The sequence below is a fragment of the Rathayibacter sp. AY2B9 genome (genome assembly GCF_002931595.1).
In the GTDB taxonomy this organism is placed as follows: Bacteria; Actinomycetota; Actinomycetes; order Actinomycetales; family Microbacteriaceae; genus Rathayibacter.
Genome location: NZ_PSUB01000002.1, coordinates 146,895 through 165,521, shown reverse-complemented (window position 1 = coordinate 165,521; position 18,627 = coordinate 146,895). Strand labels below are relative to the sequence as shown.

The following is an 18,627-nucleotide window of genomic DNA, read 5'->3' as shown; positions in this document are numbered from 1 at the left end:
CCCGCGCTGCTGGGAGAGCGCGGAGTCCCGCCCGGCGCGCCGGTGAAAGATGTGCGCCGATCCCGGACAGGAGGGAGCATGAGGCACATGCCAGCTCCCCTCGCGGGTCCCGACCGGTTCGCCGCGGTCGCCGCCGCGGTCGCCGATCCCGTCCGCCGCTACCTCTGGCGGCGCACCGACTCCGCCACCGCCGACGACGTGCTCGCCGCGACGCTCTCGGTGCTCTGGCGCCGCAGCGCCGACGTGCCCGAGGACGACCCGGTGCCGTGGGCGATCGGCGTCGCCCGGCTCCAGCTGCAGAACGCCCGGCGGATGCAGCGCCGCCAGGTCATGCTCGCCCAGCGGATCGCGGTCGTCGATCCGCCCCAGGTGCAGATCGACGAGGGCGAGGCGTCGGGCGCGGAGGAGACCGTGCGCCTCGTGCTCGCCCGGATGCGCGAGCAGGACGCCGAGCTGCTGCGCCTCTGGGCGTGGGAGGAGCTCGACGTCCGCGGGATCGCCGCGGTCCTCGGAGTCACGGCGAACGCCGTCTCGATCCGCCTCCATCGCGCGCGGCGCCGCTTCGCCGAGCTCTACGACTCCACCGACCCGCATGCACCCGAAGGGGGACTCCGATGACCGGAACCGACGACGAGGACGTCCGCCGTCTCCTCCGCACGGTCGACCCCGCGCGGAGCCTCCCCGCGCTCGACCGCGACGAGCTCGCCGAGCAGATCGCCGCCGCGACGGGCGAGGGCACGCGGACGGTGCACTCCCGCCGCCGCTCCCCCTGGCTGATCGTGGGAGTCGGCGCGCTGAGCGCCGGGGCCGCCGCCTCCCTCCTGCTGCCCTTCGCGCTCGGAGTGGGCGGGGGCAGCACCTCGACGCTGATCCTGCCGAGCACGGGCGGGCCGATGGCCGCGTGCTCGCCGGTGACGGCCGCCGCGCTGGCCCCCGCTCAGCTCGCGTTCCGGGCCGAGGTCCGCTCGATCGACGGGAGCACCGTCACCCTGCACGTGCTCGAGCGCTACGCGGGCGAGGTCGGCGACGGCGTCACGGTCACCCAGGGCAGGGAGACGGCGGTGGACGGGGCCCCGATCGTGTTCGAGACCGGGGTCGACTACCTGGTCGCGGCCGACGGCGACACGATCCTGACCTGCGGCCTCAGCGGCGAGAGCTCCCCCGAGCTCGCGGCGCTGTACCAGGAGGCGTTCTCGCGGCAGTAGGCGGAGGCGGGTAGCGGCCCGCGCGGGCGGTGGCAAGGGCCTCCCCGATCGGGGGGAGCGCCGCGCAGGCTGGGGCATGGGCCTTCCGGCCCTCCCCCTCCGGTCGCCCGGCGGCGCCCGCGGGCCCTCGGCGACACCGCCCCGCCCGCCCCGCAGGAGGCCCGCATGCCGGTGTTCCGGCTCCTCGAACCGCTCCACGCCGCCGGTGTCGCGCTCGCCGACCTCGCGAGCGATCGGCTCCGCCTCCACGGCGACGGCTCCGACGTCCGCATCACCGCGGTGACCGTCGCGCACACCGAGGCGGGCCCCGGCGCCCTCTTCGCCGCGCTCCCCGGCAGGAGGAGCCACGGGGCCCGGTTCGCGGCCGACGCGGCGGCGGCAGGAGCGGTCGCCGTGCTCACCGACGCGGGCGGGCTCGACGAGGCGCGCGCCTCCGGACTGCCCGTCCTCCTCAGCGACGACCCCCGCACCGCCCTCGGCCCGGTCGCGGCGCGGGTGTACGGCACGAGGAGCGGACCGGTGCTCCTCGGCGTGACCGGCACCAACGGCAAGACCAGCACCGTGCACCTCCTCGACGCGGTGCTCCGGCAGCTGGGCGTCGTCTCGGGGCTGAGCTCCACCGCCGAGCGCCGCAGCGCCGACCACGTCGTCGCCAGCCGCCTCACCACGCCCGAGGCCTCCGAGCTGCACGCGCTCCTGGCCCGGATGGCGGAGGACGGCGTCGAGGCGGCGGCCATCGAGGTCAGCGCCCAGGCGCTCGTGCGCTCCCGGATGGAGGGGATCGTGCTCGACGTCGCCGGGTTCACCAACCTCAGCCACGACCACCTCGACGACTTCGGCGACCTGGACGAGTACCTCCGCGCCAAGCAGCGCCTGTTCACGCCCGAGCGGAGCCACCGCGGCGTCGTGGTCGTCGACACCGAGGCGGGGCGCCGGGTCGCCCGCGAAGCCTCGGTCCCGGTCGTCACGCTCTCGGCCGGGGACGGAGCCGACTGGCGGATCGACGTGCTCGAGACCGCGGTCGACCGCACCCGCTTCCGGCTCACCGCCCGCGACGGCTGGTCGACGACCACCTCCGTCCCGCTCCTCGGACGCCACATGGCCTCGAACGCGGCCCTCGCGCTGGTGATGCTGATCGAGGCGGGCCACGCGCGCGACCGGGTGGCCGCGGCGGTCGGCTCCGGGATCGACGTCACCGTGCCCGGGCGGACGCTGCTCGTGTCCGGCGCCGACGGGCCGCGGGTCTTCCTCGACTTCTCGCACACGCCCGACTCGGTCGCGCGCACCGTCGACGCCCTCCGCGAGGTGACGCCCGGCCGCGTGCTCGTCCTCCTCGGCGCCGACGGCGACCGCGACCCGAGCAAGCGCGCGCCGATGGGCCGGGCCGCCGCCGAGCGCGCCGACCTGGTGATCGTCACCGACCACCATCCGCGCTTCGAGGACCCGGCGCGGATCCGTCGCGCCCTGGTCGACGGCGCCCGCCGCGTCGAGCGCTGCGAGGTGCTCGAGATAGCGGAGCCGGCCGACGCCGTCCGCGCCGCGCTGCACCGGGCCGGCCCGTCCGACTCCGTCCTCTGGGTCGGCCCCGGCGACACCGACTACCGCGTGGTCGGCGCCGACGACCTCCCATACTCCCCCCGCGCCGACACGGCCCGCGCGCTGGCCGAGGCCGGCTGGAGCGTCGACCTGCTTGACTGACCGGGTGTTCTCGACCCTCCCGGTGCGCCGCGTGCAGGCCCGACCCGAGCACCCCGCCGACCTCGCGCGCTGGCCCGCGACGCTCGCGCCCGTGCGGCAGGTGCTGGCCGAGGGCTGGGATCTCGGCCAGGTGACGGTGATCACCGGCGAGAACGGCTCGGGCAAGTCGACGCTGCTCGAGGCGGTCGCCCTCGCCTACGGGCTGAATGCGGAGGGCGGATCCACGGGTGCGATGCACTCCTCCCGCGCCTCGGAGTCGGACCTGGCCGAGCACCTCCACCTGGTCCGCGGGGCCGGGGCGTCCAAGCGCGGCTTCTTCCTCCGCGCCGAGACGATGCACGGCTTCTTCAGCTACCTGGAGGATGTGGGGATCGACGGCGGGTACCACGAGCGGAGCCACGGCGAGTCGTTCCTCGACATCGTGGCGAACCGCTCCCGGATCAGCGGACTCTGGCTCCTCGACGAGCCCGAGTCGGCCCTCTCGGTGTCGGGCTGCCTTGCCCTGATCGGGCAGCTGCGCGACCTGGTCGCCGGCGGCTCGCAGGTCGTCCTCTCCACGCACTCGCCGATCCTCGCCGCCCTCCCCGGAGCCGACCTCTTCGAGCTCGACGAGACGGGCCTGCGCCTTTGCCGCTACGACGACCTCGACCTGGTGCGGACCTGGCGCGGCTTCCTCGACCAGCCGGCCCGCTTCCTGCGCCGGCTGGAGTAGGTCGGCGGGCGCTCGGCCGCGCCGGAACGGGCCGTTCGTGTTCGCCACGAAGGGAGGTACGTCGGCAGGCCGCCTCGATCTCGCGCATCCCGAGCCGCCCGGGCGAAGCCCTCCTCCGGCACGAGCACTGTCAGGCCGCGGAGGCCGCCGTCGGCCGGGCGACCCGGGGCGCCCAGCCCACCGCGATCGCGGCGCCGGCGAGCGCGAGCTGTCCGAGCGGCGGCAGGACGGCCGAGACCAGGGAGCCGTCGCCGCCGGACGTGACGAAGGTGTCGGCGACCGACATCCCGAAGCCGAACCCGGCGAAGAAGCGGAAGACGACGGCGCCGGCGACCAGGGCGAGCATGAGCACCGCGATCCGCCGCGGAGTGAGCGGCGACCTCCGGCCGACGAGGGCGCCGACCGTCACGACGATCGCGGCGGCCGTCCAGAACGCGGCCCAGCCGGTGACCCAGATCGCGTGGGAGCCGAACTCGAAGCCGTCGCGCTCGGACATGGTCGCGTAGATCTCCGCCAGGGCCACGCCGGGGACCTTCGCCTGCGGATTCCAGACCAGCAGATCCACCGCGCCCACCACCGTGACGCCCGCCATGAGCGCGAGGCCCGCGAGGGCGACGGGGAGGCGCTGAGCGCGGGTCGCCGTCCGCGGTGCGAGAGCGATGGTCCGCGAGCCGCCGAGGACGATCGCCCCGCAGACGAGTCCGGCGAGGGAGACGGGCAGGCCGACGAGGGCGAGGGGTCCGGGGAGGAGGAGGCCGGCCGCGGTGAGCACCGGGCCGACGACGGCGCCGACCAGGGAGATCCGCGCGAGCACCGTGCGGGCCGACGCCGCGGCGCCGAGGAGGTGGACCGCGCCGAGGACCGCGACCGCGACGGCGGCGACGAGCACCGCGGTCTGCACGGCGCCGACGGCGGCCAGGGCGGTGTCGGAGGCGGCACCCGGCTCGGGGACGATCCCTCCGCCGGTCAGCGCGATGCCGCTGAGCATCAGCGCGGCCGCGGCGAAGAGCGCGAGTCCGCGGCGGGCGAGGCGGCGCGGGAGCGTGCCCCGCGCTTCGCCGGTGTGCGCGGGCAGGTCGCGGTCGACGCTCACCAGCAGGGCGAGCGCTCCGAGGACGACGCCGCGCCGGGGCAGTCCCAGCTCGGCGGCCCCGGCCAGGTCGGCCCGCCACTCCTCGAGGTAGCGCTCGCGGGCGAGCGGGGGCAGGAGCAGCGACAGGAGCCGCAGGAGCGCGCTCACGCGGTCGCCTCCGCCGCTCGCGGCGCCGTCCGCGCGGTCGACCGCATCCGCTCGACGGCGGCCCGGGCTGCCGGGGCGCCCTCCGCGGTCAGCTCGTAGAGCCGGCGACGCGGGCCGCTCCGCTCGCTCGCGGCCTCCCACTCCGAGACCACCCAGCCCGCTCCCTCGAGCCGCTCCAGGATCGGGTAGACGCTGCCCGCCGGTCGCCCGGTGGCCTTGATCACGACCATGCCCCAGGTCGGGCCGTCGGCGTCGAGGAGGGTCCGGAGGACGTCCGCGGTGGCGGACGTGAGGCGAGGGAGTGGCTGCACACGGATGACGCTACCTATGTAGAGATAGCGGGGTCAACACAGGCGGGACGGCATCTCTAAGCAATACCGCTCTCTGGATTCTCAGCTGCCTGTCAGCCTCTGACATACTCCGCAGATGACCGAGTTCAACCCCGCCGTATTCCCCGGCTCCGCCCCCTCCGCTCCGAAGAAGACCGGCAACGGGCTGGGCCTCGCCTCCCTCATCATCGGAATCCTCGCGCTCATCGGCGCCCTTATCCCGATCGTCAACTACGCCTCGGGCTTCCTCGCCTTCATCGGACTCGTCCTCGGCATCATCGGCCTCTTCCTCAAGGGCCGCTCTCGCGGCACGGCCATCGCCGGCACCGTCCTCAACGTGATCGCGCTTGTCCTCTCGATCATTCTCGCCATCGTCTACACGGCCGGATTCGCGAGCGGCGTCTCGAACGCGATCGCCACCGCGCAGGCCGAGAGCTCCGAGGCCGCTGCCGTGCCGCGGACGCTCGTCTATGAGGTCACCGGCTCGGCTACCGCGGCCTCCATCACTTGGTCGACCTACGACGGAGGAACCTCCGGCTCCGAGCAGGCCACCGGTCAGGCGCTCCCCTTCACGAAGGAGCTGCAAGTCCAGACCGGAGGCGACTTCACCTTCCAGAGCTTCACGCTGACCGCCTCGAACGGCATCGATGACGAAGGCGAGATCAGCTGCCGAATCACCCTCGACGGCGAGGTCATCGCCGAGCAGACCAGCACCGGGGCCTTCGCGTCGGCGCTCTGCTCGGCGACCCCGGAGTAGCCGCCGTGCGTAAAGCCCTTCTCCCTGCAGCTCTCAGTGCGGCAATGCTCCTCCTGACTGCCTGCACGGCTTCCCCGCCCGCAGCAGCTCCGGCCGAGTCGACGACCCCTGCACCTGCGGCGCCCGCGACACCTGCGTTCGTCGAGCTCGACACCGCACAAGCGGCGTCCCGTTATCTCGATCTCGTCTGCCCCAACAACATCGCGATCAAGAATCTGAGCGACGCCTTCTCATCCGGCGAGGACGAGCTTCTTAACGGTGGCGACCCGGACCCTTCCGGCGTGCACGCCGCTGCGTCTGCTCGGCTCGATCTGACAAGACGGACACTCACGCTCCTGGACGACTCGTACTACCACTGGCCGAGCGATGTCTCCGAGCAGATCGCGACGATCCGCGGCTCCTACATCGCCGAGATGTCCACTCTCAACACGATGGCCAACTCGGCCGATTTCAGTGACGCCTATTACTCGACGTTCCCTGAGGCCACGACTGAACAGCAGAGCGCCGGACAAGAGGTCCGCTACGCGCTGGGCATCGATCCGGACACGGTCGCCAGCTGTGTCGGGCACGAGAACGGGATCGACGCTCTGACGTCCGAGAAGGAGCAGCGGGATGCCGGAGCGTAGCGCCTGATCGAGAGGCAGCGATCGGTGGGCGCGTGTTCCCGGAGACGGTCGAAAAGGGGACCGAGGGCTCCGACGCCGACCAGGCGACGTGTTCGCAAGCGGGAGCCCTCGCGCTGACCGTCCGCCGCCGGCCCTCGCGCCGCTAGCCGGACCCCGCACGCAGAACGTCGGCCGAGAGCAGCCGCCCTCCACCCTCGGGGGGACGGCGGGCACTCTCGGCCGACGTTCTGCGCGCGAGCGCGGGGACTACTTGCGGAACATCCGCGCCGTGGTCTCGAAGAGGCCCTTCACGGGGCGCTGCTGCTCGCCCTGCTGGGCGCCGAGGACGATGATGACGGCGGTCAGCACGGGGATGGCCCACTGGGTGACCTTCTGCACGCGGAGGGCCGTGGTCAGCTCCTGCGAGTTCTGCTCCGACGCCTCGGTCACGCCGGGGGCGCCCTCGTCGGCGTGCTTGGCCTGCGTCGCTCCGGCGACCGCGGCGATCACCGAGGCGGCGCCGGCGAGCCCGGTCACGACGGTCTTGACGACGGTGTTCGTGCGGCTCTCCTGCTGGTTGGCCAGGCGGGTCTTGTTGGCGAGGACGAGTCCGATGCCGCCGACGCCGTGGGCGGCGATCGCGGCGAGCTGCACAGGGGTCCAGCGGGCCCAGCCGTTCGAGGAGAGGCGGAGGCGCTCCGCCGGGTCGGACGAGGTGGACGCGGCGCCGTTCAGGCCGACGGCGCCCATGAGCGAGCCGCCGAACCAGGCGGCGGCTCCGAGGTCGTGGAGACTGCGGACGAGGGTGTTGCGGGAGGGCATGTGGGCCTCTTCTCTGCCGGCGGCGGACGCCGGCGGTGGTCGGCTGGTGCGGACTCCTCCGACGCTACGCGCGCCCTGGAACCGCGCACGGGGCTTGACCTCTCCCCCTCCGACAGGCTCCGCTGGAGGTCACCGACCGACCCGGACCGACCGACCCGAGGAGCCCCGCGATGCCCACCGACGACGAGAAGCGGACGACCCGCGACGAGTTCCACGACGCCGTGAACATGACCGCGAAGGAGCTCGAGGAGTGGCTCGGCACCGACGAGTCGAAGGAGGTCGGCCAGAAGCCGGAGGGCGGCGGCGAGTCCGTCGGCCACGAGAGCGGGCGCCGCATCGTCGAGCTGCTGGGCACGAAGCAGGCCGACCTGAGCGAGGACGACTACGCCCACATGACGAAGGTCGTCGGCTACGTGCACCGGCACGCGAAGCAGCGTCCCTCGGGCGATGTCACCGAGACGAAGTGGCGCTACTCCCTGATGAACTGGGGCAACGACCCGCTGAAGGGCTGACCCGGTCCGAGAGCTGCGCTCAGCACATCCCGAAGAGGTTGCAGAGGGCGCCGCGGTCCTGGATCGACTCCATGCCGCCCGGCTTCTGCACCTTCGGCAGCTCGTAGGAGGCGGCGACCGTCTGCACGCCGGCGGACGAGGCGGCCTGCACGGGAGCGGCGGCAGGAGCAGCGGCGGGAGCGAGGACGGCTCCGAGGGCGAGTGCGGCGGCGGCGAGGATCGGGGCCATGGTCGTTCTCCTGTGATCAAGGGGTGCGATCGGCTCGACCGCACCACCAGCATGGCGACGCCCCGTCGCACCGCTCCTGTACGAAAGACCAGTCCGCCCTTGTACGGAAGGCCGACGGGGCTCGGAGAAGGCTTCGGTACCCTGGTCCCGTGGTGGGGACGACGCGGTGGACGAACGACGTGCGGACGCTGCCCGGCGGCTGGATCACCCGGTCCCTCCTGCTCGGCTCCTTCACGCTCCTCGTCGTCATCGACCTGATGGGCGGCAGCGTCGACCTCACGTCGGTCCGCGGCTGGATCGAGCTGGCGCTCCCCTACCTGCCGCTCCTGGCGCTGCTCGCCGGCGCGATCCCCGCGGCGGTCTCGCTCTACCTCGTCTACGCCGTCGTCCTGATGCTCGGCGCCCCGCCGCTGCTGCTCGCGGCGCTGATCTTCCCGACCATCGTGGTGGTCGGCTTCGTCACCTTCCTCCTCCCCTGGCGCGCGGGGCTCGTCTTCGTGCTCGGCACCCTCGTCCTCCTGCCCGCGGTGCTGCTCGTCGACCGCGCCATGGGCACGGCCGTCTACGTCCTGGGCGCGTTCGTCCTCTTCGGCGGCACCGCCGGGCTGGGCCTGAACGCCTTCCGGGGCCGCAGCGAGCGGAGCGAGCGCCGGGCCGACCGCATCCAGGAGGAGCAGGCGCGGATCCGCAACGAGGAGCGGACCCGGCTCGCGCACGAGCTGCACGACATCGTCGCGCACGAGGTGACCATCATCGCCATGCAGGCCCGCCGCGCGACCTCGGTCGAGGACCCGGCCAAGACCGAGCGCATCCTCGAGAGCATCGGCGACGCGGCGCAGCAGGCGCTGCAGGATCTGCGGAGCCTCGTGACGCTCCTCCAGGACGAGGACGAGGCAGGCGCTCCCGCCCGCGGCGACTCCGACCTGCTCGGGACCCCGGAGGTCTCGGGCGCCACGACCACCGCCGTCGGCTTCGTCCACGACGTGCGGAACGTCGCCGACGCGATCGAGCGCGCGGGCTTCCGAGTCCGCCTCGACGTGGCGGGCTCCGTGGCGCAGGTGCCCGCGAGCCTCCGCCAGGTGCTGCGGCGCACGGTCCGGGAGCTTGGCACGAACGTGCTCAAGCACGGCGACACCGCCGGTGAGGTGCAGCTCCGGCTCGAGGTGTCGGGGGGCGAGGTGCAGCTGAGCTCCTCCAACGCGATCGCCTCCGCGGCTCCGATCGTCTCCTCGCACCTCGGGATCGAGGCGATGTCGGCCCGCTGCGCCGTCTTCGGCGGGCGGCTGGACGCGGGAGCCCGCGGCGGCCGCTGGACCACGACCATGACCATCCCCCTCGAGGGCCGGGCGTCCGGTGCGCTCGTCGCGGGGGCGACCGACGAAGGACGAGAGCGATGACCCGCGTGCTGCTGGTGGACGACGAATCGATGACCCGCGAGATCCTCCGCGACTACCTCTCGCAGGACCCGGCGATCGAGGTGGTGGGCGAGGCCTCCGACGGGAGGATCGCGGTGCAGCAGGCGGCGACGCTCCAGCCCGACCTGATCCTGATGGACATGCAGATGCCGGTCATGAACGGCGTCGCCGCGACCGAGCGGATCCACGCCGAGCACCCGGGCATCGCGATCCTCGGGCTCAGCACGTTCACCACGGACCGCTACGTCGTCGACCTGCTCCGCGCGGGCGCCTCCGGCTACCTGGTCAAGGACACGAAGCCGCGGGAGATCATCGCGGCGGTGCACGCGGTGCTCGCGGGCGAGTCCGTGCTCTCCGCCGAGGTCACGCGCCACGTGGTGAAGGGGCTCGAGGAGTCGGTGCCGGCGGAGACGGTGCCGGACCCCGATCTGCTCGAGGCGCTCACCGAGAAGGAGCTCGAGGTGATCCGCCTGCTCGCCCGCGGGATGAGCAACCGCGAGATGGCGCAGGAGCTGTTCGTCACCGAGTCGACCGTGAAGGCGCGGTTCGTGAAGGTGATGGAGAAGCTGGGCGTGCGCGACCGGGTGCAGATCCTGGTCTCGGCGATCGAGCACGGGCTCGTCGACCTGGGGACGCGTCCCGGCCGGAGCTGATCGAGCCCGCCGGATTCAGCCCCAGCCGACCACGTCGGCGACGGGCCGCAGGAGCCCCGCGACCGCCCGCTCGAGCGCACTCTCGTCGACCGCGGCGAGCGCCGGCTCCGGATCGAGCACCAGGGCGCCGCCCCAGCCCATCACCTCGTACTCCACCAGGGTGCGCGCGAGCGTCTCGGGCGACCGCCAGGCGCGGAGGAGGTTCGCCCGTCCGAACGCGTGCGCGGCGCGTGCTCCCTCCCCGTGCGCGGCGCGGCCGTCGAGGACGGTGCGCAGCACGGTCTCGAGAGTCGGGATACCCTGGCCGGCCGGGGAGACGACCTGCCAGGTGAGGGAGGGGCGGCTCGAGCGCAGGCCCCGCGCGACCTGGGCGACCGCATCGCCGCCGGCGGAGCGCAGTGCGGCGGGGACGAGCGGCTCGGCCCCCGCGGTGAGGCGGCACAGCGCCAGGAACGTCGCAGCGTGGCCGACTTCGCCGGACGGGTCCGCGCCGGTGACGATCGTGCTCTCGTAGCCCTGCTCGCGGGACTGGTGCAGAGCGCTCGGCAGCGGAGCCGCGGCGGGCACGGAGACGGGCCGGGACGTCTCGCGGACGGCGCGTTCGGGCCCGACCACGGCGAGCACCGGATCCCCGGCTCCCTGGGCGCGCTCGAGCGTCAGGGCGGTCCAGGCCGCGGCGCCCTCCGGAGGGAGCACCGCGGTGAGGCTCTGCGCCCCGGCCGTCGCCGTCCACGCGAGCGAGACCGCTCCGGGGGGAACGGCCGAGCGGAGGCGGGCAGCGCGGTCGGGCCCGTCGTCTCCGGCCGGGGCGCGCCAGCCGAGGGCGACGACGGCGAAGCGGGAGCGCTCGTCGACGACGGCGAGCGGGGGTGCGGCGGTCATGGGCTCCTCCTTCCGGGACGGGTGGAGGCGGCGGGAACGCCCAGTGCGGCGAAGGGCTGCTCGGCGAGGCGGGCCGCGGCGTCCGCGAGCAGCGGGCGCGGCGGCCGCGCGGCGAGGGAGTCGACGAGCTCGCCCGCGAAGCCGGGCGCACCGCGCAGCAGGGCATCCCGGGCGACGGTGCGGGCCAGACGCTCGTCGTCGTGCACCAGCCGCTCCGCACGCAGCACCGCGCGGTGCCGGGCGTGCTCGAGGGCGGAGTCGTCGCTCACCGCGAGGGCGCGGAGGCGGTGCCACGGATCGACGGGCACGGCGGTGTCGTCGACCAGCACGAAGAGGTCGTCGGCGACGGTGTCGCCCGGGCCGAAGAGTCCGGCGCTCGCGTCGAGTCCGGCCTGCGCAGCGAGCGCCTCGGCGGCGATCAGGTCGCCGAGCAGCTCGTCGGAGACGCGGGTCGACGGCGCGGCGGCGGTCGCGGCGAGCCGGCGGGCGGCGGGCTCGGCGCGGTACTCGGGGCGGGCCGTCCCAGGTGGGACGGCGACCGGTCCTGCCGCGCGATCGGGCGTCTCCGCGAGGGCCGCGACCAGGCGGTCCAGGAGCCGGGCGGGGTCGTCGGCCGTGACGCCGACCAGCACGGAGCCGGCCGGGCGGTAGTGGCGCCTGTGCAGCGCGCGCAGGACGGGCTCGGTCGCGCGGCCCTCGAGGTCGAGGTCGCCGCTGCCGTCGTGCGCGTTCGGGGCGTCGGCCCAGTAGCGGGCGGTCAGGTGCGGCCACGGCAGCACGCCGCCCGGAGCGGGGGCGAGGCGCGCGGCCCGCTCAGAGGCGACCGCGCGGATCTGCTCCGCGATCTGCTCCGGCCGGAAGGCGGGGCGGAAGACCTGCTCGACGAGCCGCTCCGCGATCACGGCGGCCGACCCGGGAGAACCCGTCTCGAAGAACTCGGAGTAGTCGAGGCGCGTGTGACCGCCGAGGACGCCGCCGCTCTCGGCGACGCGGGTCTGCCGGACGAGACCGGCGACCCCCTCACTGTCCTGGTAGACGAGGTGCTCGATCAGGTGCAGCATCCCCTCCTCGCCGTCGCGCTCGTGGCGCATGCCGGCGGGCACGGCGAGGGCGACCGAGTCGTTGCGGACCTCCGGCCGGTGCACGACGAGCGCGCGGGCGCCGGAGGGCAGGGCGGCGGACAGGGTCGGGACGTCGCGGGCGCTCATTCCGCCCGCTCCCCCAGCTGTGCGGCGGACAGACGCAGCAGCAGCCGCGCCTGATCGCTGCTGGCGCCCCCGGAGCGGTGCCAGTCGACGGCGTGCTGGGCCAGCCGGAACGCGGTGCCGACGCGCAGCAGCTCGGCGTCGTGGTCCTCCTCGAGCGAGAGTCCGCGGCGGAGCGCGTCGAGGGCCGGGCGGAGCGCGGGGTGGAAGGCGTGCAGCTCTGCGAGCTCCCCGAGCACCCAGGCGGCGTCCCAGACCGGGTCGGCGAGCCCGACGTCCTCGCCCGTGAGCAGAGCGACGCGGGTCCCGTCGACGACGAGGTGGGCGAGGCCGGGGTGGCCGTGGACCACGACCGCGGCCGGCGAGGCGACGACCGCCTCCGCCCAGTCGGCGAGCTCGAGGAGACCGCCGGCGCCGAGCTCCTCGGCGGCGGGCGCCCAGCCACCGGCGAGCCAGCCGCGGGCGCGCTGCAGCGGACGCGGAGGGAGCGGCTCCCCGGCGGGCCGGGCGCCGTGGAGCGCGTCCAGCGCGCCCTTCCACTCGCGGCCGACGGAGACGAGCGCCTCCTCCGACAGCTCGTGGAGGAGCGCGGGCAGCAGGGCGCGGGCGGTGGTGCGGTAGCGGCGGATCGACGGGTCGGCGCCTCCCGGCACGATCCGGGGATCGGGCGCTGCGAGGCGGACGGGCACCGGCGAGAACGGCAGCGGCGCCTGCTCTCCGAGGCGGCGGGTCCAGACGGTGGTCCCGTCGGGTCCGGCCGAGAGCTCGGTGACGAGCAGCCCGGTGACGAGGGCCCGCGGAGGGGCGGTGGTGCTCACGCCGACCTCGCCTCCTCCGCGGCAGCCGGTGCCGTGCGCAGCGACTCCAGGTGGCGCAGCACCGCGGGGAACGCGGGCGGCACCCAGGCGAGCGCCGTGTCGCTGGACTCGCTCGGCCCGGGCACGGGGTCGATGACGGTGAAGTTGGCCGGCTCGCGCAGCAGCGCGAGGGTGGACTCGACGACCGGGTTGCCGAGCGCCCGCGGCGGGAGCGACGGAGCGATGCACACCGGCGCCTCCGTCGTGAGGGCCGCGAGCAGCGATGGGGAGTCGGTGATGCCGTGCGCGAGGCGCGAGGCGTAGTCGAGGGTGGCCGGGTAGATCAGGATGAGGTCGGCCCACTCGGCGAGGTCGACGTGGGCGACGACGATCTCGTCGTCCCAGCGGTCGTCCTGGATCCGGCCGCGCAGTCGCGACTCCAGGTTGTGCCGGGTGGTGAAGCGGTAGGCCGAGTCGCGGACGAGCACGCGGAACTCGGTCGCCGGAGCGGCGGCGCGCGCCCACTGGATCCAGTAGGGCATGACCTGGGTCATGGCGGAGCCGGTCAGGACGAGGGCCACCCGGGAGTAGCCGAAGCGGACGAGCGAGAGGTCGGAGAGTGCGGCGCTCTGCGCACCGGGCGGGGTGGTCATGGCGGTCTCCTCAGAGGGCGGCGGGCGGGAGGGCGGATCGGGTCACGGCCGGCGGTGAGGACGGCGGCGGACGGGCGGACCGTGCCCGCGGAAAGGGCGGACGGGGATGGGCGGACGGCGCGAGCGGACGGCACGCGCCCGGGAGGGGCCGGGGCGACGCGGTCGAGGACCGGTCGCCCCGTGCCCGTCAGCACCCTGCGGTGAGGGTGACGCCGATGATGACGCCGGCGCAGAACGGGGTGGTGGCGGGCGCCTCGGAGGCGGCGTCGGTGCCGATCTCGTCGGCGGCGGTGAAGGTGTCGTGGGCGGTGGCGAGCTCGGCGAGGTCGGCGGGCTGGACGGTCTGGGCGGTGATGGTCGACATGGTGTTCTCCTTGGATGAGTGGTGGCGGCGGATCCGCCGGGTCGTGCGGGGAGTGGTGCGGGTGGTCCGGCCGGAGGGCCGGGGAGCGGGTGCTGCGGGAGCACCCGGGCGGGAGGAGGGCCGGGTCAGCAGCCCGCGCCGAGGGTGGCGCCGACGATGATGCCGACGCACAGGGGCGTGGTGGCGGGCGCCTCGGTCGCGGCGTCCGAGCCGAGCTCGTCGACGGTGGCGAAGGTGTCATGCGCTCCCGCGAGGGCGGAGAGGTCGGCGGACTGGGCGTCGGTGGAGATGGTGGTCATGATGTGTCCCTTTCGTGGAGTACCTCGGGCTGAGGTGGTGGTCCCCTCGGGATCGAGGGGAGGTTCGTGGGGCCCTAGCGGGCGGTGAGTCCCGGGCGGTCCGGGTCGATGCGCGCGGCGCAGGCGGCGTCGGCCCAGGCGTCGGCGGCGGGGATCGTCTCGGCCGAGGAGCGCAGGAGCGCTTCGGCGAGGACGCGGGAGCGGTGCTGGCCGAAGCTCAGTCCGCGGTAGGAGGAGCGCTCGTCGGCCGGGTCCTCGGCGTAGGCGAGGCCGTCGGCGAGCCTCTCGGCGAAGGCCGAGACGGCGGTGCGGGGCGAGGGCCGGGCATCGAGCAGCGGAGTGATCCTCCGGGCGACGTCGTCGGCGGAGTCGGCGGGCAGGTAGACGACGAGGGCGTCGGAGCGGGGGAAGGCCCGCGGGTCCGAGAGCGCCTTGGCCTGGTGGCGGGCTCCGGAGGCGGCGAGCGCCTCCAGGAGCGGGCCCCACAGGGCGAGCGCGTCCTCCGCCGAGTCGGCGACGAGCGAGAGGCGCACGACCCGGTCGGCGGGATCGAGTCCCATCGGGCCGAGGGCGAGGAGGTAGCCGGGAGTGGTGTGGGTGCGCCAGCTCGGCAGCCGGACGCCGGCGACGGCCCCGTCGGCGGAGCGGACGAGATCGACCTCGGGCACGAGGACCCGGACGCGGCCCAGCTCGACGACCCGGCGCTCCTCCCCCTGCACAGTGGCGGAGCCGAGCACCCCGGAGGGAGCGGGCTGCAGGACCGTGCGGTGCGGGATCGCGTCGATCAGCCGGGGGGCGAGGTCCTGGCCGTCGCCTCCGGCGGTCTCGCCGAGCAGCGGGTTCCGGAGGTGCAGGTGGGTGTAGAGGGTGGCGGCGAGTCGGGCCCGCAGCTCGATCGGCCCGGTGGCCTCGATCACGGTCCCGTCGACCTCGGCCCGCAGCCGGGCGGCGTCGACGCTGATCACGGCCTCGTCGAGGACGGAGCGGGTGGTGAGGGCGGTCATCGCGGGCTCCTGTCGAATCCGAGGGCGGTGGAGTAGGCGGAGGGGGCGAGCAGGACGCGGCGGCCGATGCCGGCGGCGGCCCGCTCGATCCCGGGGAGGCGGGAGACCATCGAGGCCCGGGCGAGGGTGCGGTCGACGAGGTGCCAGCCCAGGTGGGCGGTGGCGCGGACGGCGAGAGCGTCGTCCGCGCCGGCGGTCTCGGCGGCGTAGGCGAGCCACATCCGCCGGATCCTCGGGACCAGTGCCGCCATCCGCTCCGCGATGCGGGCGTCCGCGGCCGCGGTGTCGAAGGCGAGGGGAGGAGCGGAGGCGCCCTCCCGGGTGGTCACGGTGTCGAGCACCGCGCGGTGGATCCACTCCCCCGCCAGCGTGCCGAGGTCGCGGGCCTGATCCCCGATCCCGAACTCCTCCCAGTCGAGCAGCTGGAGGCGCCCGTCGCGGAGGTGGAACTGGTCGAGGCGGAGGTCGCCGTGGATCGGGGCCGTGCGGTTGCCGCTCTCCCACTCGCGGAGATCCTCCGTGGCCGAGACGAGCTGCTCGTCGTGCTGCAGGTCGCCCCAGAAGGCGAGCTCGGCGAGGGTGAGGTCGACGTAGCGGGTGTGCGGGATGCCGACGCGCAGCATCTCGACGGGAGGGCTGGGGTGCGAGGTCGCGGTGAGGCCCGCCACCGGGCCGGCGTGCAGCCGGGCCAGGAGCCGGCCGGCCTGTTCGGGGAAGTCCGCGGGGACGCGCTCCTCCACGAGCAGGAGGGCCAGGCTGGTGCCGGGGCAGTGCTCGAACACCAGCAGGGAGTCGTCCTCGTGGGCCGCCAGCAGGCGGGGTCCGGCCGGGGCGTGCTCGGGGCTCCGGGCGGCGAAGCCGGCGAAGTCCCTGGAGCGGCGGAAGGCCGCGGGGCCCGCCGTCCGGGGCGAGACGTGCTTGACGAAGACGCGGGCGCCGTCGTCGAGGGTCATCGTCCACGACGCGTTCCGGCCGGCGAAGGCGGGGCGGTCGATCGCGGCGACGCGGTGGCGTCCGCCGCCGAGCAGCCGCTCGGTCGAGGCCGCCGCCCGGAGGGCCGCCGGATCCGCGGGGCGGTGCCCAGGGGTCGCGGGGCGGAGCCCGGGAGTCGCGAGGAGAGTCACGATCGTGTCCTTCGGTCGGTCGAGCGGATCAGAAGAGGTAGGTGACGACGAGGTAGGCGCCGCCCGCTCCCCCGACGAGGAGGGCGGTGTTGACGAGCAGCTTCTTGAGGGGCGAGGGGCGGGTCGAGGCGGTGCGCGAGGTGGTCATGGTGGTGTCCTTCCGAGGGGTGGTGGTGGTGGATATCGGGAGCCGGGCCTAGGAGGCGTCGGCGGCCCTGAGGGAGGCGCGGAGCGAGACGCGGGAGCCGGTGCGGAACGCGTTGTTGCGGTAGACGCGGACGACCAGGCGGAACAGCAGCGGCACCGTGATCGCGGCGACGACGGCGGCGATCACCATCTCGGGGGTGCCGACCGAGTCGAGGCCGAAGCGCATCGGCATGAGGTAGGAGGAGAAGAGGGGGACGAAGGAGAGCGCGTGCACCCAGGCCTCGTCGAGGTTCGCCGGCACCACGTAGAGCGCGATGATCAGCAGCGCCATCTGCACGACGGAGAGCGGCATGGCGGCGGTGCCCAGGTCCTCCTGCCTCGACACGGTCGAGGCGAGCAGGGTGCTGAGGAGCGCGAAGAGCACGTAGCCCTGCAGGAACCAGACGAGGAACCAGACCAGGCTCGGGCCGAGCTCGATCTCGAGGACCGACCACCCGCCGACCACGCTGAACCCGCCGACGACGGCGCCGCCGATCACGAGCAGCTGGGCCAGGGTCACCAGGCCGACGCCGATCATCTTCCCGGCGAGCAGCGGGGCGACGCCGATCTTCGTCAGCAGGATCTCGACGATCCGGGACGACTTCTCCTCGACCACCCCCGAGGCCAGACTCGACGAGGAGTAGACCATCGCGGCGAGCAGGGCGCTGATCATCGCGGTCGCGAACAGGATCCGGGTGTCGAGGACCACGGTCCCCGCCTCCCTCGTCGCGTCGACCAGGAACCAGCCGCCGATCCCGGCGCCGAGGCCGGCGATCGCGGCCAGCGCGAGGGTCGCGGTGAGGATCGTGCGGTTCCCGGTGCGGGTCAGGATCTCGCGGCGGACGATCGTCGCGGCTCCCCGGGCCGGCGTCGGAGGAGCGGAGCTCTCGGCGGTCCGGGCGTGGGCGGCGCGGGGGTGCGTGGTGGTCATCGTCCTGCTCCTTGGATCTCGAGGCGGCGCTCGGCCGCAGGGGTGGAGGCGGCGGTGAGCCGCTCGGACAGCAGCTCGGTCAGCGAGCGCTGCGCGGTGCGGATGCTCCGGAGGCCGCCGTGGCGGGTGAGGGTCGCGAGCACCTGCTCGGGGACGTCCCGGCCGCTGCCCTCGATCGAGACGAGCAGCGACTCCGGCTCCCCGGGGACCGGCTCGGCCGACAGTCCCGGTGTGACGCCGAGCTCGGCGACGAGCAGGTCGTCCAGGGGGCGGGAGAACTGCAGCTGCCAGCGGCTGCGGCCGTCGTCCTGCAGCTCGGCCACCGCTCCGCTCGCGGTCACGCGGCCGGAGTCGAGCACGCAGACGGTGTCGCAGAGGCGCTCGACCAGGTCGAGCTGGTGGGAGGAGAAGAGCACGCCGACGCCGCGGGCGGACTGCTGCCGGATCAGGCCGGCCATCGTCTCCACGGCGACCGGGTCGAGCCCCGAGAAGGGCTCGTCCAGCACCAGGAGCGACGGATCGCCCACCAGGGACACGGCCAGCTGCACGCGCTGCTGGTTGCCGAGCGAGAGGTCCTGCACCAGGGTGTCGGCCCGCTCGGCCAGGCCCAGCGCGTCGATCACCTCCTCGGCGGTCTCACGGGCTCCCCGGGCGTCGTGCCCCTCGAGCAGAGCGAAGTGGATCACCTGCTCGCGGACCCGCATCTGCGGGTAGAGGCCGCGCTCCTCCGGCATGTAGCCGATCGAGCGGCGGTCCTCGGCGGTGATCGGCGCGCCGTCCCAGGTGATGGTCCCCGTGTCGGGGGTGAGCAGGCCCAGGATCAGCCGCATCGTCGTGGTCTTGCCGGCGCCGTTGCCGCCGATGAAGCCGACGATCTCGCCGCGGCCCACGGACAGGTCCACGTCGTGCAGGACCCGGTGGCCGCCGAATGCACGGCTCACGCCGCTGAGCTGAAGCCCTCGCATGTCATCTCCTCGAAGTCGTTTCTCTTGACTCCTCAGACGC

At 74.3% G+C, this 18,627-nt stretch carries 23 protein-coding genes; 9 read left to right on the top strand and 14 right to left on the bottom strand.

All coding sequences use genetic code 11. From position 1 onward, the window contains the following. The first annotated feature begins 87 nt into the window (after positions 1-87). From C5C25_RS03440 to C5C25_RS03425, 4 genes are all read left to right on the top strand, one after another. Positions 88-618 (top strand): RNA polymerase sigma factor, encoded by a 531-nt coding sequence (locus tag C5C25_RS03440; RefSeq protein ID WP_160033683.1) that lies wholly within the window; start codon positions 88-90, stop codon positions 616-618. After that, a complete protein-coding gene (locus C5C25_RS03435; protein ID WP_104237812.1) occupies positions 615-1,205 on the top strand; it encodes a hypothetical protein in 591 nt (196 codons plus the stop codon). The genes C5C25_RS03440 and C5C25_RS03435 overlap by 4 nt, the downstream gene beginning before the upstream one ends. A gap of 165 nt (positions 1,206-1,370) precedes the next feature. Continuing rightward, complete coding sequence (locus C5C25_RS03430) at positions 1,371-2,903, top strand: Mur ligase family protein (RefSeq protein WP_104249737.1); 1,533 nt, start codon at positions 1,371-1,373, stop codon at positions 2,901-2,903. 4 nt (positions 2,904-2,907) lie between these two features. After that, positions 2,908-3,615: an AAA family ATPase gene (locus C5C25_RS03425; protein ID WP_258068113.1), complete on the top strand. Its 708-nt coding sequence runs from the start codon at positions 2,908-2,910 to the stop codon at positions 3,613-3,615. 130 nt (positions 3,616-3,745) lie between these two features. On the opposite strand, the gene C5C25_RS03420 is transcribed toward C5C25_RS03425, so the two are convergent. Then, complete coding sequence (locus C5C25_RS03420) at positions 3,746-4,855, bottom strand: hypothetical protein (protein ID WP_104249736.1); 1,110 nt, start codon at positions 4,853-4,855, stop codon at positions 3,746-3,748. Beyond that, entirely contained in the window at positions 4,852-5,166 is a 315-nt protein-coding gene (locus C5C25_RS03415) for a PadR family transcriptional regulator (RefSeq protein ID WP_104249735.1), read from the bottom strand. The genes C5C25_RS03420 and C5C25_RS03415 overlap by 4 nt, the downstream gene beginning before the upstream one ends. 115 nt (positions 5,167-5,281) lie before the next feature. Here C5C25_RS03415 and C5C25_RS03410 point away from each other — a divergent pair, with 115 nt between their 5' ends. Next, entirely contained in the window at positions 5,282-5,941 is a 660-nt protein-coding gene (locus C5C25_RS03410) for an MmpS family transport accessory protein (protein WP_104233472.1), read from the top strand. Positions 5,942-5,985: 44 nt separating this feature from the next. Then, the gene (locus tag C5C25_RS16245; RefSeq protein WP_146079419.1) at positions 5,986-6,567 is read left to right on the top strand and encodes a hypothetical protein; all 582 of its coding nucleotides are present in this window, start codon (positions 5,986-5,988) and stop codon (positions 6,565-6,567) included. 246 nt (positions 6,568-6,813) lie between these two features. Here C5C25_RS16245 and C5C25_RS03400 read toward each other — a convergent pair whose 3' ends face one another. Beyond that, entirely contained in the window at positions 6,814-7,368 is a 555-nt protein-coding gene (locus C5C25_RS03400) for a hypothetical protein (protein WP_104225093.1), read from the bottom strand. Positions 7,369-7,538: 170 nt separating this feature from the next. Here C5C25_RS03400 and C5C25_RS03395 point away from each other — a divergent pair, with 170 nt between their 5' ends. Beyond that, positions 7,539-7,880 carry a DUF3140 domain-containing protein gene (locus tag C5C25_RS03395; RefSeq protein WP_104249733.1) on the top strand — a complete coding sequence of 114 codons (342 nt, stop codon included), beginning with the start codon at positions 7,539-7,541 and terminating at the stop codon, positions 7,878-7,880. A gap of 19 nt (positions 7,881-7,899) precedes the next feature. Here the strand turns inward: C5C25_RS03395 and C5C25_RS03390 are convergent, their stop codons facing one another. Beyond that, positions 7,900-8,109 carry a hypothetical protein gene (locus C5C25_RS03390; protein WP_104225965.1) on the bottom strand — a complete coding sequence of 70 codons (210 nt, stop codon included), beginning with the start codon at positions 8,107-8,109 and terminating at the stop codon, positions 7,900-7,902. Positions 8,110-8,258: 149 nt separating this feature from the next. Between C5C25_RS03390 and C5C25_RS03385 the strand changes: the two genes are divergently transcribed. Next, positions 8,259-9,506 (top strand): sensor histidine kinase, encoded by a 1,248-nt coding sequence (locus C5C25_RS03385; protein WP_258059356.1) that lies wholly within the window; start codon positions 8,259-8,261, stop codon positions 9,504-9,506. Beyond that, positions 9,503-10,177, top strand: a complete 675-nt coding sequence (locus tag C5C25_RS03380) for a response regulator transcription factor (protein ID WP_104225096.1) — start codon at positions 9,503-9,505, stop codon at positions 10,175-10,177. The genes C5C25_RS03385 and C5C25_RS03380 overlap by 4 nt, the downstream gene beginning before the upstream one ends. Before the next feature lie 15 nt (positions 10,178-10,192). On the opposite strand, the gene C5C25_RS03375 is transcribed toward C5C25_RS03380, so the two are convergent. The 10 genes from C5C25_RS03375 to C5C25_RS03340 all read right to left on the bottom strand — a co-directional run bounded on the left by C5C25_RS03375 (position 10,193) and on the right by C5C25_RS03340 (position 18,563). Next, a complete protein-coding gene (locus C5C25_RS03375) occupies positions 10,193-11,059 on the bottom strand; it encodes a hypothetical protein (RefSeq protein WP_104249732.1) in 867 nt (288 codons plus the stop codon). Continuing rightward, positions 11,056-12,267: a pitrilysin family protein gene (locus C5C25_RS03370; protein WP_104249731.1), complete on the bottom strand. Its 1,212-nt coding sequence runs from the start codon at positions 12,265-12,267 to the stop codon at positions 11,056-11,058. The genes C5C25_RS03375 and C5C25_RS03370 overlap by 4 nt, the downstream gene beginning before the upstream one ends. Further along, on the bottom strand, positions 12,264-13,082 hold the full coding sequence (locus tag C5C25_RS03365) for a hypothetical protein (protein ID WP_104225099.1): 819 nt from the start codon (positions 13,080-13,082) through the stop codon (positions 12,264-12,266). The genes C5C25_RS03370 and C5C25_RS03365 overlap by 4 nt, the downstream gene beginning before the upstream one ends. Further along, complete coding sequence (locus C5C25_RS03360; RefSeq protein WP_104249730.1) at positions 13,079-13,714, bottom strand: flavoprotein; 636 nt, start codon at positions 13,712-13,714, stop codon at positions 13,079-13,081. Before C5C25_RS03360 ends, C5C25_RS03365 begins: the two co-directional genes overlap by 4 nt. Before the next feature lie 187 nt (positions 13,715-13,901). Further along, positions 13,902-14,078, bottom strand: a complete 177-nt coding sequence (locus C5C25_RS16400; RefSeq protein ID WP_181028725.1) for a hypothetical protein — start codon at positions 14,076-14,078, stop codon at positions 13,902-13,904. Positions 14,079-14,203: 125 nt separating this feature from the next. After that, complete coding sequence (locus tag C5C25_RS16395) at positions 14,204-14,377, bottom strand: hypothetical protein (protein WP_181133622.1); 174 nt, start codon at positions 14,375-14,377, stop codon at positions 14,204-14,206. 74 nt (positions 14,378-14,451) lie between these two features. Beyond that, positions 14,452-15,381, bottom strand: coding sequence for a T3SS effector HopA1 family protein (locus C5C25_RS16390; RefSeq protein WP_181133621.1), 930 nt, complete (start codon positions 15,379-15,381; stop codon positions 14,452-14,454). Beyond that, entirely contained in the window at positions 15,378-16,505 is a 1,128-nt protein-coding gene (gene lxmK, locus C5C25_RS03350) for a class V lanthionine synthetase subunit LxmK (RefSeq protein WP_104249729.1), read from the bottom strand. Before lxmK ends, C5C25_RS16390 begins: the two co-directional genes overlap by 4 nt. A gap of 196 nt (positions 16,506-16,701) precedes the next feature. Further along, on the bottom strand, positions 16,702-17,622 hold the full coding sequence (locus C5C25_RS03345) for an ABC transporter permease (protein ID WP_104249728.1): 921 nt from the start codon (positions 17,620-17,622) through the stop codon (positions 16,702-16,704). Further along, positions 17,619-18,563 carry an ABC transporter ATP-binding protein gene (locus C5C25_RS03340; RefSeq protein WP_258059757.1) on the bottom strand — a complete coding sequence of 315 codons (945 nt, stop codon included), beginning with the start codon at positions 18,561-18,563 and terminating at the stop codon, positions 17,619-17,621. Before C5C25_RS03340 ends, C5C25_RS03345 begins: the two co-directional genes overlap by 4 nt. Between the last annotated feature and the right edge of the window lie 64 nt (positions 18,564-18,627).

Coding starts and splice junctions, on each gene's coding strand:
- C5C25_RS03440 (WP_160033683.1), top strand. CDS start 88: ATGCCAGCTCCCCTCGCGGGTCCCGACCGGTTCGCCGCGGTCGCCGCC.
- C5C25_RS03435 (WP_104237812.1), top strand. CDS start 615: ATGACCGGAACCGACGACGAGGACGTCCGCCGTCTCCTCCGCACGGTC.
- C5C25_RS03430 (WP_104249737.1), top strand. CDS start 1,371: ATGCCGGTGTTCCGGCTCCTCGAACCGCTCCACGCCGCCGGTGTCGCG.
- C5C25_RS03410 (WP_104233472.1), top strand. CDS start 5,282: ATGACCGAGTTCAACCCCGCCGTATTCCCCGGCTCCGCCCCCTCCGCT.
- C5C25_RS16245 (WP_146079419.1), top strand. CDS start 5,986: ATGCTCCTCCTGACTGCCTGCACGGCTTCCCCGCCCGCAGCAGCTCCG.
- C5C25_RS03400 (WP_104225093.1), bottom strand. CDS start 7,368: ATGCCCTCCCGCAACACCCTCGTCCGCAGTCTCCACGACCTCGGAGCC.
- C5C25_RS03395 (WP_104249733.1), top strand. CDS start 7,539: ATGCCCACCGACGACGAGAAGCGGACGACCCGCGACGAGTTCCACGAC.
- C5C25_RS03390 (WP_104225965.1), bottom strand. CDS start 8,109: ATGGCCCCGATCCTCGCCGCCGCCGCACTCGCCCTCGGAGCCGTCCTC.
- C5C25_RS03380 (WP_104225096.1), top strand. CDS start 9,503: ATGACCCGCGTGCTGCTGGTGGACGACGAATCGATGACCCGCGAGATC.
- C5C25_RS03375 (WP_104249732.1), bottom strand. CDS start 11,059: ATGACCGCCGCACCCCCGCTCGCCGTCGTCGACGAGCGCTCCCGCTTC.
- C5C25_RS03370 (WP_104249731.1), bottom strand. CDS start 12,267: ATGAGCGCCCGCGACGTCCCGACCCTGTCCGCCGCCCTGCCCTCCGGC.
- C5C25_RS03360 (WP_104249730.1), bottom strand. CDS start 13,714: ATGACCACCCCGCCCGGTGCGCAGAGCGCCGCACTCTCCGACCTCTCG.
- C5C25_RS16400 (WP_181028725.1), bottom strand. CDS start 14,078: ATGTCGACCATCACCGCCCAGACCGTCCAGCCCGCCGACCTCGCCGAG.
- C5C25_RS16395 (WP_181133622.1), bottom strand. CDS start 14,377: ATGACCACCATCTCCACCGACGCCCAGTCCGCCGACCTCTCCGCCCTC.
- C5C25_RS16390 (WP_181133621.1), bottom strand. CDS start 15,381: ATGACCGCCCTCACCACCCGCTCCGTCCTCGACGAGGCCGTGATCAGC.
- C5C25_RS03345 (WP_104249728.1), bottom strand. CDS start 17,622: ATGACCACCACGCACCCCCGCGCCGCCCACGCCCGGACCGCCGAGAGC.